14 protein-coding genes and 1 pseudogene are annotated in these 15857 nt (G+C 59.0%); 5 read left to right on the forward strand and 10 right to left on the reverse strand.

The window, feature by feature from the left end:
* Nucleotides 1-98: 98 nt before the first annotated feature.
* The 3 genes from ABTV22_RS22530 to ABTV22_RS22540 all read right to left on the reverse strand — a co-directional run bounded on the left by ABTV22_RS22530 (nt 99) and on the right by ABTV22_RS22540 (nt 2368).
* Nucleotides 99-965: a carboxylate/amino acid/amine transporter gene (locus ABTV22_RS22530; RefSeq protein WP_433736659.1), complete on the reverse strand. Its 867-nt coding sequence runs from the start codon at nt 963-965 to the stop codon at nt 99-101.
* A 338-nt stretch (nt 966-1303) separates the two neighbouring features.
* Nucleotides 1304-1903, reverse strand: coding sequence for an FMN-dependent NADH-azoreductase (locus ABTV22_RS22535; RefSeq protein WP_433736660.1), 600 nt, complete (start codon nt 1901-1903; stop codon nt 1304-1306).
* Nucleotides 1904-2053: 150 nt separating this feature from the next.
* Nucleotides 2054-2368, reverse strand: a complete 315-nt coding sequence (locus ABTV22_RS22540; RefSeq protein WP_433736661.1) for a 3-phosphoglycerate kinase — start codon at nt 2366-2368, stop codon at nt 2054-2056.
* A gap of 50 nt (nt 2369-2418) precedes the next feature.
* Between ABTV22_RS22540 and ABTV22_RS22545 the strand changes: the two genes are divergently transcribed.
* The 4 genes and pseudogenes from ABTV22_RS22545 to ABTV22_RS22560 all read left to right on the forward strand — a co-directional run bounded on the left by ABTV22_RS22545 (nt 2419) and on the right by ABTV22_RS22560 (nt 6649).
* A complete protein-coding gene (locus ABTV22_RS22545; RefSeq protein ID WP_175389166.1) occupies nt 2419-3342 on the forward strand; it encodes a LysR family transcriptional regulator in 924 nt (307 codons plus the stop codon).
* Between the two features lie 14 nt (nt 3343-3356).
* A pseudogene (locus ABTV22_RS22550) lies at nt 3357-4162 on the forward strand (alpha/beta fold hydrolase).
* 3 nt (nt 4163-4165) lie between these two features.
* Nucleotides 4166-4723 carry a peptidylprolyl isomerase gene (locus ABTV22_RS22555; RefSeq protein ID WP_433736662.1) on the forward strand — a complete coding sequence of 186 codons (558 nt, stop codon included), beginning with the start codon at nt 4166-4168 and terminating at the stop codon, nt 4721-4723.
* Nucleotides 4724-4816: 93 nt separating this feature from the next.
* The gene (locus ABTV22_RS22560; RefSeq protein WP_433736663.1) at nt 4817-6649 is read left to right on the forward strand and encodes an ABC transporter ATP-binding protein; all 1833 of its coding nucleotides are present in this window, start codon (nt 4817-4819) and stop codon (nt 6647-6649) included.
* 130 nt (nt 6650-6779) lie between these two features.
* On the opposite strand, the gene ABTV22_RS22565 is transcribed toward ABTV22_RS22560, so the two are convergent.
* Nucleotides 6780-7904: a GNAT family N-acetyltransferase gene (locus tag ABTV22_RS22565; protein ID WP_433736664.1), complete on the reverse strand. Its 1125-nt coding sequence runs from the start codon at nt 7902-7904 to the stop codon at nt 6780-6782.
* Between the two features lie 283 nt (nt 7905-8187).
* On the opposite strand from ABTV22_RS22565, the gene ABTV22_RS22570 reads away from it, so the two are divergent.
* Entirely contained in the window at nt 8188-9510 is a 1323-nt protein-coding gene (locus ABTV22_RS22570; RefSeq protein ID WP_433736665.1) for a putative porin, read from the forward strand.
* A 133-nt stretch (nt 9511-9643) separates the two neighbouring features.
* On the opposite strand, the gene ABTV22_RS22575 is transcribed toward ABTV22_RS22570, so the two are convergent.
* The 6 genes from ABTV22_RS22575 to ABTV22_RS22600 all read right to left on the reverse strand — a co-directional run bounded on the left by ABTV22_RS22575 (nt 9644) and on the right by ABTV22_RS22600 (nt 15757).
* Nucleotides 9644-10696 (reverse strand): AI-2E family transporter, encoded by a 1053-nt coding sequence (locus tag ABTV22_RS22575; protein ID WP_433736666.1) that lies wholly within the window; start codon nt 10694-10696, stop codon nt 9644-9646.
* A gap of 69 nt (nt 10697-10765) precedes the next feature.
* Nucleotides 10766-11572, reverse strand: coding sequence for a DUF4892 domain-containing protein (locus ABTV22_RS22580; protein WP_433736667.1), 807 nt, complete (start codon nt 11570-11572; stop codon nt 10766-10768).
* A gap of 157 nt (nt 11573-11729) precedes the next feature.
* Nucleotides 11730-12584 carry an alpha/beta hydrolase gene (locus tag ABTV22_RS22585; protein ID WP_433736668.1) on the reverse strand — a complete coding sequence of 285 codons (855 nt, stop codon included), beginning with the start codon at nt 12582-12584 and terminating at the stop codon, nt 11730-11732.
* The gene (locus tag ABTV22_RS22590) at nt 12581-13384 is read right to left on the reverse strand and encodes an alpha/beta fold hydrolase (protein ID WP_433736669.1); all 804 of its coding nucleotides are present in this window, start codon (nt 13382-13384) and stop codon (nt 12581-12583) included. Before ABTV22_RS22590 ends, ABTV22_RS22585 begins: the two co-directional genes overlap by 4 nt.
* Before the next feature lie 229 nt (nt 13385-13613).
* Nucleotides 13614-14057: a hotdog fold thioesterase gene (locus ABTV22_RS22595; protein ID WP_433736670.1), complete on the reverse strand. Its 444-nt coding sequence runs from the start codon at nt 14055-14057 to the stop codon at nt 13614-13616.
* Between the two features lie 32 nt (nt 14058-14089).
* Nucleotides 14090-15757: an AMP-binding protein gene (locus ABTV22_RS22600; protein WP_433736671.1), complete on the reverse strand. Its 1668-nt coding sequence runs from the start codon at nt 15755-15757 to the stop codon at nt 14090-14092.
* Nucleotides 15758-15857: the final 100 nt, after the last annotated feature.

The raw sequence follows: 15857 nt of genomic DNA on the forward strand, positions 1-15857 counted from the left end.
GCGAGCCTGCTCGCGATGGACTCAAGAACGCCGCGGGGTGCCAGGCTCCCAGCGTTTTCGTTGACGACCATCGCGAGCAGGCTCGCTCCTACAAAGGGTTAGTGTGCGGTTGCGATCTTGCGTATACCCAGTCGACTGATCCACACCGCCAACAGAATCACCGACCCGCCCAGCAACAACCGCCCCAACTCCTCATGCTGATTCCAGATCAGCAGATTGATCAGCAATCCGACCGGCACATGCAGGTTGTTCATTACCGCCAATGTCCCGCCATTGACCAGGCACGCACCTTTGTTCCACCAGTACAGCCCCAGCGCCGTCGAGACCAGGCCGAGGAACAGCAGCACGCCCCATTGCAGCGGCGCTTCAGGCAAGAAGTTCTGTTTACCGAACAGCAGGAACGCCGGCAGTGCCACCGCCAATGCACCCAGATAGAAATAGCCGAAGCGCCGGTAATGCGGCAGGTCGCTCGGGTGTCGCGCCACCAGATGCTTGTAAAGCACTTGTCCGGCGGCATAGGTGAAGTTGGCCAGTTGCAGCAGCAGGAACCCCATGAAGAAGTCCGGGTTGATACGGTCGTAGCGAATCACCGCCGCGCCCGCCACTGCCACCAGCGCGGCGATCAATGCCCAGGGATTGAAACGACGGTTCAGTGCATCCTCGATCAGGGTCACGTGCAACGGCGTGAGGATGGTGAACAGCAACACTTCCGGCACCGTCAGCACGCGAAAGCTCAAGTACAGGCAGACGTAGGTCACGCCAAACTGCAACGCGCCGATCAGCAACATGCCGCGCATGAAGGCCGGCTCCACCGAGCGCCAGCGCGTCAACGGAATGAACACCAGCCCCGCCAGCAACACGCGCACCAGCACCGCAAAGTAACTGTCGACATGACCGGCCAGGTATTCGCCGATCAAACTGAAGGAAAACGCCTGGATCAGCGTGACAAAAAGTAGATAGCCCATGCTCGCCTCGTTTCGAATGGCGGCGACGATAGCGGGTTTTGCCACTTATCGCGACGTCAGGCTACACACTGAACCCTGTAGGAGCCGAGCTTGCTCGCGATGACGGAGTGTCAATCGACATTAATGCGGCTGATCCACCGCCATCGCGAGCAAGCTCGGCTCCTACAGGTTGCGTACCCACAAAATTTGCAGGCAAAAAAAAGCCCGATCTCGCTAAAGCGTTCAATCGGGCAACAGCACTCAGGAGCAATAAGTGCAAAGGGAGGTTCGATGCGCGTACAGGCTTGAAGGGTTGCGCCAGGTCACTAGACCATCCAGTGATTATCTGGCGATTAACGTCAGGCCACCTGCGACAGCTTGGCGTTTGCCTGGTTCAGGCCTTTTTCCTGGAAGTCACCGCCCAGGTTCATGCCCTCGGCGTGGATGAACGTCACGTCGTGAATGCCGATGAAGCCCATGACCTGGCGCAGGTAAGGTTCCTGATGGTCCGCGGTGCTGCCGGCATAGATCCCGCCACGAGCGGTCAGGACGTAGGCACGCTTGCCGCTGAGCAAGCCCTGAGGACCGGTTTCGGTGTACTTGAAGGTCACGCCGGCCCGCAACACATGGTCGAGCCAGGCCTTGAGAGTGCTCGGAATCGCGAAGTTGTACATGGGCGCAGCCATGACCAGCACGTCAGCGGCCAGCAGTTCATCAGTCAGTTGGTTGGAGCGTTCCAGGGAAAGCTGCTCGATGTTGCTGCGCTGATCAGCCGGCTTCATCCAGCCGCCCAACAGGTTGATGTCCAGATGCGGCACCGGATTGACGGCCAGGTCACGAACGGTGATCTCGTCTTTCGGATGCGCCGCTTTCCACTGATTGATGAAGGTCTGGGTCAGTTGACGGGAAACCGAGTCTTGCTGACGGGCACTGCTTTCGATGATCAGAACACGGGACATGGGATGTAGGCTCCATCTGAGAATGCTGTAGGTCGATGGAGTGAAGGTTAAACAGGATCTAATCGATCAAAAAGCGCAAAAAACTGCTATAACCGATCAATAAATTCGTTTATAAGCGGAGCATGGTCAGTTGGCCTGCTCCGCTGGATGTCATTTCGGCTTGCAGGTCATGCTGATGTACAGCTTGATGATTTTGCGATTGAACTTGGCTGAAAGGTCCGCGCTTTTGCCGGCATCCAGATTGATCCTGCGGGTCTTGGGGGATTCAGGACCATTGCGAAACACCACCGCGCACTCGGCAGCGATATCTCCGTAGTTGTTCACGGTGATCGAGCCCATGTCGTAATCGGAGGCGTAGGTGGTGTAGTCGATCTTCAGGCCATTGAGTTCTTTTTGAACGTCGATCGGGTAGGCAAAGGCAGTCAGCGGCAACATCGCCAGCAACATTAAACAGAATTTTTTCATGCAGCAGTCTCCAATAAGAACTGCGCAGCTTAGGACAACAGGAGCCCCTCATGAAAGCGCCCCGCGTGACCCTTGATCAATGGCGAACGCTTCAGGCCGTGGTCGACCACGGTGGTTTCGCCCAGGCCGCCGAAGCGCTGCATCGCTCGCAATCGTCAGTCAGCTATACCGTGGCGCGCATGCAAGACCAACTCGGCGTGCCGTTGCTGCGCATTGATGGCCGTAAAGCAGTGCTGACCGAAGCCGGTGGCGTATTGCTGCGCCGCTCACGGCAATTGGTGAAACAGGCCAGCCAGCTGGAGGACTTGGCCCACCACATGGAACAGGGCTGGGAAGCAGAAGTACGCCTGGTGGTCGATGCCGCGTACCCTAGCGCCCGCCTCGTCCGCGCCCTGACCGCGTTCATGCCGCAAAGCCGTGGCTGCCGGGTGCGTCTGCGTGAGGAAGTGTTGTCGGGCGTGGAAGAAGTACTGCTCGAGGGCGTGGCCGATCTGGCCATCAGCGGTTTCAGCATTCCCGGTTATCTGGGCGCGGAGTTGAGCGATGTCGAGTTCGTTGCGGTCGCCCACCCCGAACACGCCTTGCACCGCCTCAACCGCGAACTCAATTTCCAGGATCTGGAAAGCCAGTTGCAAGTGGTCATCCGCGACTCCGGTCGCCAACAGCCACGGGACGTCGGCTGGCTCGGTGCCGAACAACGCTGGACCGTCGGCAGCCTGGCCACCGCCGCCACATTCGTCAGCAGTGGCCTGGGCTTCGCCTGGTTGCCACGGCACATGATCGAACGAGAACTCAGGGAAGGTACACTCAAGCTGCTACCGTTGGATCAGGGCGGCAGCCGTAACCCGAGTTTTTTCCTGTACTCGAACAAGGACAAACCCTTGGGCCCGGCGACGCAGATTCTCGTCGAATTGCTGCGCACCTTCGACACCGCGCCGCTGGACGCACCTTTCGCCGCCCCTGAACAAGCCTGACAAGGAGTGTATGCATGGCCTATTTCGAACACGAAGGTTGCAACCTGCACTATGAGGAATATGGCCACGGCACGCCGCTGCTGCTGGTCCACGGCCTGGGTTCCAGCACCCTGGACTGGGAAAAACAGATCCCCGCACTGGCAGCGCGCTTCCGGGTGATCGTCCCCGATGTACGCGGCCACGGACGCTCGGACAAACCCCGGGAGCGCTACAGCATTGCCGGGTTCAGTGCCGATCTGGTCGCACTGATCGAGCACCTGAATCTTGGCCCGGTTCATTACGTGGGCCTGTCCATGGGTGGCATGATCGGCTTCCAGCTGGGCGTGGATCAACCGCAACTGCTCAAGAGCCTGTGTATCGTCAACAGCGCGCCTGAGGTCAAGTTGCGCAGCCGCGACGATTACTGGCAGTGGTTCAAGCGCTGGAGCCTGATGCATGCCCTCAGCCTGCGCACCATCGGCAAGGCCTTGGGGGGTAAATTGTTCCCCAAACCAGAGCAGGCTGACTTACGTCAAAAAATGGCCGAACGCTGGGCAAAAAACGACAAACATGCTTATCTCGCCAGCTTCAATGCCATCGTTGGCTGGGGGGTTCAGGAACGACTTTCGAAAGTCTCCTGTCCAACCCTGATCGTCAGCGCCGACCGTGACTACACACCGGTCTCGCTGAAGGAAAACTACGTAAAACTACTGCCCGATGCGCGGCTGGTGGTGATCGCCGACTCGCGTCACGCCACCCCACTGGATCAGCCGGAACGCTTCAACCAGACACTGCTGGATTTCCTCACCACCGTTGAAACCACCCCACTCAGGATCACTGACCCATGCTGAAAAAAATCGCCCTCGTAGCTGGCTCCGTTCTGTTTGCCGCCAACCTGATGGCGGCAACGCCTGCCAAGGCGCCACATGTTTTGCTGGAAACCACCAACGGCCAGATCGAAATCGAACTGGACCCGGTCAAAGCCCCGATCAGTACCAAAAACTTCCTTGATTACGTGGACAGCGGCTTCTACAACAACACGATTTTCCACCGAGTAATTCCAGGCTTCATGGTCCAGGGCGGCGGCTTCACTCAAACCATGCAGCAGAAAGAAACCAAGGCACCGATCAAGAACGAGCACAGCAATGGCCTGGTCAACGTGCGTGGCACCTTGTCCATGGCCCGTACCTCGGTGCCGGATTCGGCCACCAGCCAGTTCTTCATCAACGTCAAGGACAACGACTTCCTGGACCAGGGTGACGGCTACGCGGTGTTTGGCAAAGTGGTCAAGGGCATGGACGTGGTCGACATCATCGTCAATTCGCCAACCACCGTGCGCAGCGGCATGAAGGATGTGCCGGCCGATCCGGTGTTCATCAAGTCGGCCAAGCGTATCGACTGAGACTAAGCTGGACAGGGATGTCCGAGCCGTTGCCGGTTTCGCCGGCAACGCTCAAACCGTTTAAAGGAGTGCCCGTTCGCGGGTGGAAAGCCGATGCTTTATCGTCGTTTTGAAAAACTGATCGACATCTTTCGCGATGCCCCGACAGCCGCTCCGCCGAATCGGGTCTGGCCCTTCTATACCTATTACCTCAAGCAGGTCTGGCCGAGCTTCGCCGCCCTGCTGGTAGTTGGCCTGTTCGCCGCTTTGGTCGAGGTGGCGCTGTTCAGTTACCTGAGCCGCATCATTGACCTGGCCCAGGGCACGCCCAACGCCGATTTTTTCAAAGAGCATGGCCTCGAACTGACCTGGATGGTGGTGGTGGCGCTGATCCTGCGCCCGGTGTTCGTCGGCCTGCATGACTTGCTGGTGCACCAGACCCTCAGCCCCAGCATGACCAGCATGATCCTCTGGCAAAACCACAGTTACGTGCTCAAGCAGAGCCTGAATTTCTTCCAGAACGACTTCGCCGGGCGCATCGCCCAACGCATCATGCAAACCGGCAATTCCTTGCGCGATTCCGCCGTACAGGCGGTCGATGCCCTGTGGCATGTGCTGATCTACGCCATCAGCTCGCTGGTATTGTTTGCCGAAGCCGACTGGCGCCTGATGATTCCGCTGCTGACCTGGATCGCCGCCTTCATCGGCTCCCTCTATTACTTCGTGCCACGGGTCAAGGACCGCTCGGTGAGGTCCTCCGATGCGCGCTCCAAACTCATGGGGCGGATCGTCGACGGCTACACCAACATCACCACCCTGAAGCTGTTTGCCCACACCAACTATGAGCAGCAGTACGCCCGCGAAGCCATCAAGGAACAGACCGAAAAAGCCCAGATGGCCGGCCGTGTCGTTACCAGCATGGACGTGGTCATCACCAGCCTGAACGGCCTGTTGATCGTGTGCACCACCGGCCTGGCGCTGTGGCTGTGGACGCAATCGCTGATCTCCGTGGGCGCGATTGCCCTGGCCACCGGTCTGGTGATCCGGATCGTCAACATGTCTGGCTGGATCATGTGGGTGGTCACCGGAATCTTCGAAAACATCGGCATGGTTCAGGATGGCCTGCAGACCATTTCCCAGCCGGTCAGCGTCACCGACCGCGACCAGGCCGAACCATTGGCCGTGGGCCGTGGCGAAGTGCGTTTCGAACACGTGGACTTCCATTACGGCAAACACAGCGGGGTCATCGACGACCTCAACCTGACCATCAAGCCCGGCGAGAAAATCGGTCTGATCGGCCCGTCCGGGGCCGGTAAATCGACCCTGGTGAATCTGCTGCTACGCCTCTATGACGTAGAAAGCGGGCGCATACTCATCGATGGCCAGAACATAGCCGACGTCAGCCAGGAGAGCCTGCGCGAGCGCATTGGCATGATCACCCAGGACACGTCTCTGCTGCATCGCTCGATCCGCGACAACCTGCTTTACGGCAAGCCCGATGCCACCGATATCGAGCTCTGGGAGGCAGTTCACAAGGCGCGGGCCGACGGGTTCATTCCCACATTGTCGGACGCCGAAGGCCGCCTCGGGTTCGATGCCCATGTCGGTGAACGCGGGGTGAAACTCTCCGGGGGCCAGCGTCAGCGGATTGCCATTGCCCGGGTACTGCTCAAGGACGCGCCGATACTGATCATGGACGAGGCGACATCGGCGCTGGACTCGGAAGTCGAAGCGGCTATCCAGGAAAGCCTGGAAACGCTGATGCAGGGCAAAACCGTGATTGCCATCGCCCACCGGCTCTCGACCATCGCCCGGATGGACCGATTGGTGGTGCTGGAGAACGGCAAGATTGCGGAAACCGGTAGCCATGCCGAACTGCTGGCACTGGGCGGGTTGTATGCGCGGTTGTGGGCACATCAGACGGGTGGGTTTGTCGGGATCGACTAGATCCAATGTTCACCACAATTTCAGATGTAGGAGCGAGGCTTGCCCGCGAAGCGCCATTAAATTCGAAGAAACTATCAAAAGACACGCCGCCATCGCGGGCAAGCCTCGCTCCTACAAGGGATGTGTGAATTCAGGATTGGCGATAAGGCAATGCCGTCCTCGCCTCTTCGGCATACGCCAGCACACCTGCTCTTTCCTGATGCAGGAAATCCTTGACCGCAGCCTTCAACCCCGGATGCCGCAGGTAATGCCAGGAATGGGTGATCACCGGTTCGAAGCCGCGAATCAATTTGTGCTCGCCCTGGGCACCGGCGTCGAAGCGCTGGAAACCGTTGGCAATCGCGTAGTCCATGCCCTGGTAGAAACAGGTCTCGAAATGCAGGCGATCGAACTCTGCCAGACATCCCCAATAACGACCGTAGAAGCTGTCGCCCCCCACCAGACTGAACGCCATCGCCACCGGCCGTGAGCCTTGTTTGGCCAATACCACGCGAATCGATTGCGGCATGCGCTCAGCCAGCAGGCTGAAAAAATCCCGCGTCAGGTAGGGCCTTTGCCGGCGTACCGCATAGGTATTGGCATAACAGGCATAGACGAAGTCCCACTGCACCTGGGTCAACTGCCGGCCTTCCAGCCATTCGAATTCAAATCCCTGCCCCGCCACTTGCTCGCGCTCCTTGCGCATCTGCTTGCGCTTGCGCGAACTCAGGGCGTCGAGAAAATCCTGGAAATCCCGGTAATCACGATTCTGCCAATGGTACTGACAGCCGATGCGCTGCAGCCAACCCGGTTGTTCGGCCAATGCGGCATCGGTGAAGGGATCGGTGAAGTTGATGTGGGCACTGGAGAGCTGTTCGATCTCCAGATAGCCCGGCAGGCTTTTCAAGAGTTCGAAACCGTCCTCGACATTGGCTGCCAGCAAACGCGGACCGCTGACAGGGCTGAACGGCACGGCGGTCAATAGTTTGGGGTAGTAATCAATGCCAGCGCGTTCGCAGGCATCGGCCCAAGCGTGATCGAACACGTATTCGCCGTAGGAATGCCATTTACGGTAACTGGGCAATGCGGCGATCAGCCGGTCACCCTCGATATGCAGCAAATGCTCGGGCTGCCAGCCGGAATGGGGGCCAACACTGCCACTGTCTTCCAGCGCACTCAGGAAGGCGTGACACAGGAACGGCTGCGTCTCGGGCACCAGGGCGTCCCACGTATTCGGGGCAATTTCGGACAGGCTTTGCAGGCGTTGCAACGGCATCACCACTCTCACTCATTCATGGCGTGAAAACCCCGCGAGTATCACCCATCACCCCGCATTACACACCCGAAAATCGACGACAGCGCTCTATCTCAATAGTTCGCGAAGACTTTGTATCGTCACCGACATGACATCACATTGCCACTGCCCTGTCATAAACCATCGCGATACTTGCGCCTGTTTTTAGAGCGCCGGGTTATAGCCCGGTCACTGTTTTCCGTCCATCAATGGTCGGTTGTGCCCTGGATGACTCAGTCATCCACTCTCATCTTCGGAGATTGATATGCGTCTTGCTTCCACGAAAACTGCGGCAGCCCTGTGTGGTGGTCTGCTGCTGGCCATGAGTGTTCCGGCCAGTGCCGCAGTCGACGCCAAACTGCTCGACATGCTCAAGGCTAACGGCTCGATTACCAACGCTCAGTACAGCGAACTGCAAGCCGAACTGGCCCGCGATCAGAAAGAACAGCAAATCGCCCGTCAGGCTCAGCAAGAGACCAACGAGCAAATCGCAGCAACTGCGAAGAAAACCAATGAGCTGAGCACTTTCGACCAGAAACTCGCCTGGGCCGCCAAGACCCAATTCAAGGGCGACGTGCGTTTCCGTCAGGAAACCGTGCAAAACGACGGTGTCCCGAACAACAAAGACCAGAACCGCCAGCGCATTCGTGCCCGCCTGGGTGCCTACACCGAAATCAACCCGCAGGTTGATACCGGTATCCGTATCGCCACCGGCAACAACGATGACCCACGCTCCACCAACCAGAGCCTGGACAACTACTTCGACAAGAAGCAGATCTGGCTGGACCAGGGTTACGTCGACTACCACCCCGACGCCATCAAGAACCTGCACATCGTTGGCGGCAAGATGCCACAGCAATGGGTGAGCATGGGCGACATCATCTGGGATAGCGACATCAGCCCGGAAGGTCTGTCTCTCTCTTACAAGTACCCGTTGAGCGGCAACACCGAACTGTTCGGTAGCGCCGGTCACTACACCCTCAAGGACAACGTCGATGGCGAGGGCGTGCAGTTCAAACACGACCTGCGCCTGTACGCCGGTCAGTTGGGCGCGCGCTTTGCCATCACCGACAACCTGAAAATGACCCTGGGTGGCAGCGTCTACGGCTACGACAACGACGACAACATCACCCCGGTTGCCGGCGTGATCCCGGGTCAACTGGCCATCAACGGCAACAGCCCGAACGAGCAATTCAAACTGTACGAAGGCTTTGGTCAGCTGGACATCGGCGGCCTGGCAGTACCACTCTCGCTGTACGGCCAGTACGTCAACAACAAGGATGCCAGCAACGATCAGGACACTGGCTGGCTAACCGGCGTGAAGACCAAGGTCTACGGCTTCGCCATCGACTACAACTACCGCGACGTGCAGCGTAACTCGGTTGTAGGTGCCTTCACCGACTCCGACTTCGCCAACGGTTTCACCGGTTCGCGCGGCAGCAAGCTGAAAGTGAGCTACGAGCTGGACAAAAACTTCGCCCTGGGTGCTACGTACTTCCTGGCGACCTCCGACCAGACCAACGCCAACATCAACAAGAAAGATTCGGACATCAACACCCTGCAACTGGATGCCGAAGCCAAGTTCTGATTTCCCCGCTACACGAGTCGGGCAAGGAAGCCCGGATCGCCTTTACAGCCTGGCGTTGGTCTGACGGTCCCCATCATCCGTCCGCCAGACCAACGCGAGTCTGTTTTCATCCTCTGCGCCATCCCACCTGGAATCAGCGACGGTCTTCGACCCGCTTCTGACTCTTGCTCCAGTCGGTCAACAAGCTGTACGCCACCGCCAGCAACGTCGGACCAATGAACAGGCCGATGAAGCCGAACGCGATCAAACCGCCAAACACTCCCAGCAGCACAATCACCAACGGCAGATTCCCGCCACGACTGATCAGGTAAGGCTTGAGGACGTTGTCCACGCCGCTGATGATGAACGTGCCCCAGATGCCGAGGAAAACCGCCATGGTGTACTCGCCTTTCCAGGCCAGCCAGGCCGTGGCTGGAATCCATACCAGCGGCGGCCCCATCGGAATCAGGCTCAGCAGGAACGTCACAATACCGAGCACCAGCGCCCCCGGCACTCCGGCAATCAGGAAGCCGATCAGCGCCAAAATGGCCTGGGCCGCCGCCGTGCCGATCACCCCATTGACCACTCGCTGTACCGTGCCCGCCACCAGATCGATGTAATAGCGGGCACGGTGGCCGATCAAGCGCTCCAGCAAACTCTGGACAAACGCCGCCAGCCGCGGCCCGTCGCGGTAGAAGAAAAACACGAAGACAATGCTCAAGGTCAGTTCGAGAATGCCGCTGCCAATCTGCGCACTGCGTGCCAGCAACCAGTTGCCGACCTGACCTAAATAAGGCTTGAGCGACACCATCATCGCCGCGCCTTGCTGATCGACACTGTTCCAGATCGTCGTCAGTCGGGCGCCCACCAATGGAATGCTGGCCAGCCAGACCGGTGCTTCTGGCAGGCCCTCGACCTGCACATCCTTGATGAACGCCACGGCATCGCGCACATGGTCCGCCAGGTTGAACCCCAGCCACACCAATGGCGCTGCCACCAGCACCATCCAGCTTACGGTCAATACCGCCGCCGCCAGGGACTCACGACCATTGAGCCAACGGGTCAGCAGTCGCATTAAAGGCCAACTGGCAAACGCCAACACCGCCCCCCAGAACAACGCCGACCAGAACGGCGCCATCACCCAGAAACTCGCTCCAAACAGCACCAGGAGCAGGATCTGCACCAATAGCCGATCGTTATTGATCATCTAAAGTCTCGAATAAATCAGTCAGCAAAAGAGTAGGCGAACACCAGAAAAACGTTCGCCTGATAAAGCTTATCGCAGCAGCTGGATATGCAGGCCAGAGCCCTCGACGCTGCCGGTTTCCATCCGCGCCGCACGCACGCCCTGGTCGATCAAGGCCTGGCGCCAGGCTTCGGCATTCGGCCCAGAAACACTGACCCGCAATGTCGTGTCCAGGTTCAGACCACGGGAGATCAATCGCAACCAGGTGTCATCGGGCGCACTGGTCAGTTTGGGAAAGTCGAGTTCGCCGGTGCTTTTGAGTTCGCGCAAGAGAGTCGCGGAGGTTGGCAGCAAATCGCCCAAGGGCGCGGCGGCATCGAATTGTTCAACGTGCAGGTAGGCTTTGCGGTTGCCGCGCGTGATGCTGTAGAGCGCAACCAATGTGTTGTCTTTCGGTGCCGCCAGACGCAACAGCAGATACGCCTGTTCATTGTCGGCACCGTAGAGCTTGGCGTTGCCGAATACTTCGTTGGCCCACAGGCTGCTTTCACCGCAATCGCGGGCCTGGCACCAGAACAGCAGCTGGGCGTCCTGCTTCTGCAAGGCTTCCCGGGCTTCGGTGAAGGCTTGCGTTGCCGAATGCTCCGGTGGCAACTCGTAAGTCACCGACGTGGCATTGCCACGCGCACTGACCTGGCCATCGAAGCGTAACTGGCCGCTGATCTTGCGAATAGAACCCAAGGGATAGATCCGCTCGAGTTCAGTGGAGGGGCGATAGTCGACGATCTGCGCATCGACCATGCGCGGCACGATAGGTAGGTCCTGGCTGCCTGGTATATCAGCGGCAAAGGACAAGGAACTGAAACTGCACAGCGCCAACAGACTGAGATAACGCATCGATAGGCTCATCGTATCGGCATGGCCTGGGCACCTTTGACGGTACTGGCGTCATCAGAAGTGACTTTGAGGTGATTGAGGGGCGCAGCGGTGTATGGATCCATCATGGTTGTCTCCCATTTCAACCCGCCCAGCCTCGACAGTTGCCTGTCGCAAGTCAAGGAACGGTGAAGAACCTATTGAAACAGTCTGCGACAAGATCGGCACCGGCCTCGTCATTCAAGTGCAAATGATGGCCACCTGGCAGCTGTTCACGGCTAAAGGGTAGACGCTCCAGCAATTCTGGATGTTTGGCGAGCATGCCGTCAGCGGCAACCACCAGTTTTGCCGGACACGTGACGCGATGGACGAAAGCCATGGCTTGTTCAGTGGTCAGGCGCAGCGGCGATGGCAGCGTGAGACGGTTGTCGGTGCGCCAGGTGTATCCCCCCGGCACCGGCATCAAGCCACGCTGGCCCAACAGTTCGGCGGCCTCGCGACTGACCGCCACCAGCCCCTTCATCCGCGCCTCGATAGCCCGCTCCAGAGTGCTGTAGACCGGCTTGCGCTTTTCCCGCAGATCCAGCTGCGCCTGCAGGGCCATGCCCATGCGCTCGGCAGCATTTTCGCCTTTGTCTGTAGGAGGAATGACGCCATCGATCAACGCCAGATGAGTGACACGTTCGGGCAGCGAGCCGGCAATGATCAAGGAAGCGATCGCCCCCATGGAGTGCCCTATCAGGGCAAACCGCTTCAAGCCCAACTGCTCGGCCACTTGCAGTACATCGTGGGCGTAGTCCCACATTGCATAGCCGGCACCGGCCGGGCGATGCCCGGAATGACCGTGCCCGGCCATGTCCAGTGCGATGATGCGCAAGCCGTTGAGCTTCGGCGCCAGTCGGGCGAAGCTGTTGGCGTTGTCGAGCCAGCCATGCAGGGCGATAACCGGCAAACCGTCTTCAGGGCCGAACAAGTGTGCGGCCAGTTCGATATGCGGCAGGCTCAGGCGTACTTCTTCGAAGACGTTGCTCATGCGCAATCCCTCTGGCGACTGTCCCAGCGACTGAACAGGTTTCTCAGCAGCGCAGCGGTGTCATGGGGGCGTTCGAGTGGAAACATGTGGCCACCGGGCATGGTCAGGGACTCACCCCGCGGCATGCGCCCGACCGAACTGGCGTGATGACGCATGACCACCCGGCTCTCGTGCCCGCGAACCAGCGCCAGCGGCACTTTCAACTGCCTGGTACGGCCAGGACTGGTGTGGGGCACGCCACGATAGATACTGATTTCCGTGGCAGGATCGAAACGCAGGCGCAACTTGTCGCCGACCGGCTGCAAACCGTATTGAAGGTAGGCGTCGAAACACTCCGGATCGAAGCCGCGAAACAGGGATTTACCGGCGAAATAACGACGGGCACTCTCGAGATCGGCGAACTCTTCCCGCCGCCCCAGCGTACGGCCGGCAGGTGTCAATTTATCGATGAAGCCAAAGCGCTTGGCGGCACGAATCACCCACTGATCAGCCCGGGTCAGTACTGGTGAATCGAGCATGACCACGCCGCGATACAGTTCGGGACAACGCAACGCAGCGTGCAAATGCAGCACGCCGCCAAAAGAATGTCCTACCCCCCACACCGGCTGTGCTTGTTGCCGCAGGTGATGGATCAGTTCATCCACCAGGTTGTACCAGTTGTCATCCGCCGGGAAACGCGGGTCGTGGGCATGCTGCTCCAGATGCGTCACCTGGTACTCGGGCGCCAGCGCCGCGAACAATTTGCCGTAGGTGCCCGACGGGAATCCATTGGCGTGGGCGAAAAATATCTGTTGCGACATAACCGGCAAATCCGTGAGCGAGAACAAGCGTTGATTGTCCGTAAGACCGTGTCCTACAGCAATGACCGTAACTGACAGGAATGATGACAGTCCGGCCATGGTGATACAGATTCTTGACCCGTAGGAGCGAGCACGCTCGCGATGGACTCATGGGCGCCGCGGGGTGTCAGGGTCCCAGCGTTAACGTTGACGACCATCGCGAGCAGGCTCGCTCCTACAGGGTTGCGTATCAACGTGCCGGTGGGTTTTCACCCAGCGGTACGACTGCCATGGTCAGGCGCGATACACAGCTGGCCTTGCCTTCATCGCTGGTCAAACGGATGTCCCAGACATGGGTCGTGCGGCCGATGTGGATCGGTTTCGCCACCGCCGTCACCCTTCCACTGCGCAAGCCGCGAAGATGGTTGGCGTTGATTTCCAGGCCCACGCAGTAGTATTTGCTGGAATCAATGCACAGGAAACTGGCCATGGAACCAACAGTTTCGGCCAGCACCACCGAGGCGCCGCCATGCAGCAAACCATAAGGCTGGTGGGTCCGGTGGTCGATGACCATGCTCGCGGTCAAGGACGCTTCATCGAAGGCTTCGAAGCGGATATCCAGCACTTCGCCGATGGTGTTTTTCTGGAGGGCATTCAACTGTTCAATATTGGGAGCGGTACGCCACAGACTCATCGCAGATTTTCCTTGTCGGTTTGATTCGTGTCTCAATCCTGCCACAGCACGGCTTCGCTGCGCTCGCTCCACTCTTCGAAGCGGGCACCGTAGGCGGCTTCGATCACGTTGCGCTTGATCTTCAGGGTCGGGGTGAGGAAGCCGTTTTCCACGGCCCAACTGTCCTTGACCACCACCAGGCGCCGCAAGCGTTCGTGTTTATCCAGGGCACCGTTGACCTCTTCCAGCAGTTTTTCCAGACTGGAGTGGAGGCCGGCGCGCGAGGTTCCCCCCGCGTCCTGTTGCCCCACCGCCGAGAGCACGCACAAACCCAACGGTGCACTCAAGCCATCACCCACCACGCAGACCTGCTCGATACGCGAATGCACCGCCAGGCGATTTTCGATAGGCGCCGGTGCCACGTATTTGCCTTTACTGGTCTTGAAAATTTCCTTCAGGCGCCCGGTCAGGCGCAGGTTGCCTTCAGCGTCTTGCTCGCCTTTGTCGCCGGTGCGCAGGAAGCCGTCCTCGGTGATGGTGTCGGCGGTTTTTTGCGGCTCCTTGAAATACCCGAGCATGGTCGCACCACTGCGCACCTGGACCTCACCCGCGTCGTCGATCCGCACTTCGACTTCCGGGCATGGTTTGCCGATCCAGCCTTCCTTGTACTGACCCGGCAGGCAGATGTGCGAATAGCCGCAGCTTTCGGTCATGCCGTAGACCTCCAACACATCGAGCCCAAGCTTCTGATACCAACGCAACAAGGTCAGCGGCACAGGCGCTGCGCCCGACAAAGCGACCCGCAAGGCATCCAGCCCCAACCCTGCCAACACTTTGTGACCGACTCTCTTGCCAAGGATCGGCAAGCCAAGCAGGAAGTCGAGGCGTTTTGCCGGGATCTTGCTGTAAACACCCATCTGGAACTTGGTCCAGATACGCGGTACGCCAAACATCGCCGTCGGGCGTGCACGCCGTAAATCATCAAGGAAAGTGTCAAGACTTTCGGCAAAAAATACGGTTTGTCCGGTATAGATCGACGCCAGTTCAACGAACATGCGTTCGGCAACGTGACACAGAGGTAGATACGACAGCAGCCGATCCGACTCATTCAGGCCGAACAGCTGTGTACCGTGAGTGGTGGCGAATCCCAGATTGCCGAAGCTGTGCATCACGCCTTTGGGCATGCCGGTGGTACCGGAGGTATAGATGATGGTCGCGAGTTGATCGGCGGCGGGTTTGGGGTCGTCCTGGATCGGGGAACTGCGCTGCAGATCGGCCCAGCTGAAATCGAAGGAGCCCGGCGGATGCAGCGGCAAACTGATGGTTACCAGGTCTGGGCTGACACCGCGGGACATGCCGGTCCAATCATCGAGTTTGCCGATAAACGCCAGCGCCGCTTCCGAGTGATCCAGCACTTGGGCCACGGACTCGGCGGTGAGGTTGGGGTACAGCGGCACCGACACATGCCCGGCCATCCAGATCGCCAGGTCGGCAATGATCCAGTGTGCGCAGTTTTTCGAGATCAAGGCGATATGACTGCCCTGGGGCAATTCCCGCGCCCGCAGCCAATGTGCCGCGCAGCGGGCTTGATGACCGACATCGGCCCAGGTCAAGGTTTCGACCTGCCCACCGCCGATGGGCTGGACCATGAAGCGTTGGCGGGGATGACGGGCCTCACGCTCGTAGAAAACGTCCAGCGGCAAACGAAAAGCAGCAGACATGCGACTCGCTCCTTTGTTTTTGTTGTGGAGCAAGCGTAGCCAACCAAGCAAGTGCTTGGTTAGCTATTTCATACAATTTTTCAAACACAATGAGACCCGT

The organism is Pseudomonas putida, from assembly GCF_050990305.1.
GTDB lineage: Bacteria > Pseudomonadota > Gammaproteobacteria > Pseudomonadales > Pseudomonadaceae > Aquipseudomonas > Aquipseudomonas putida_AH.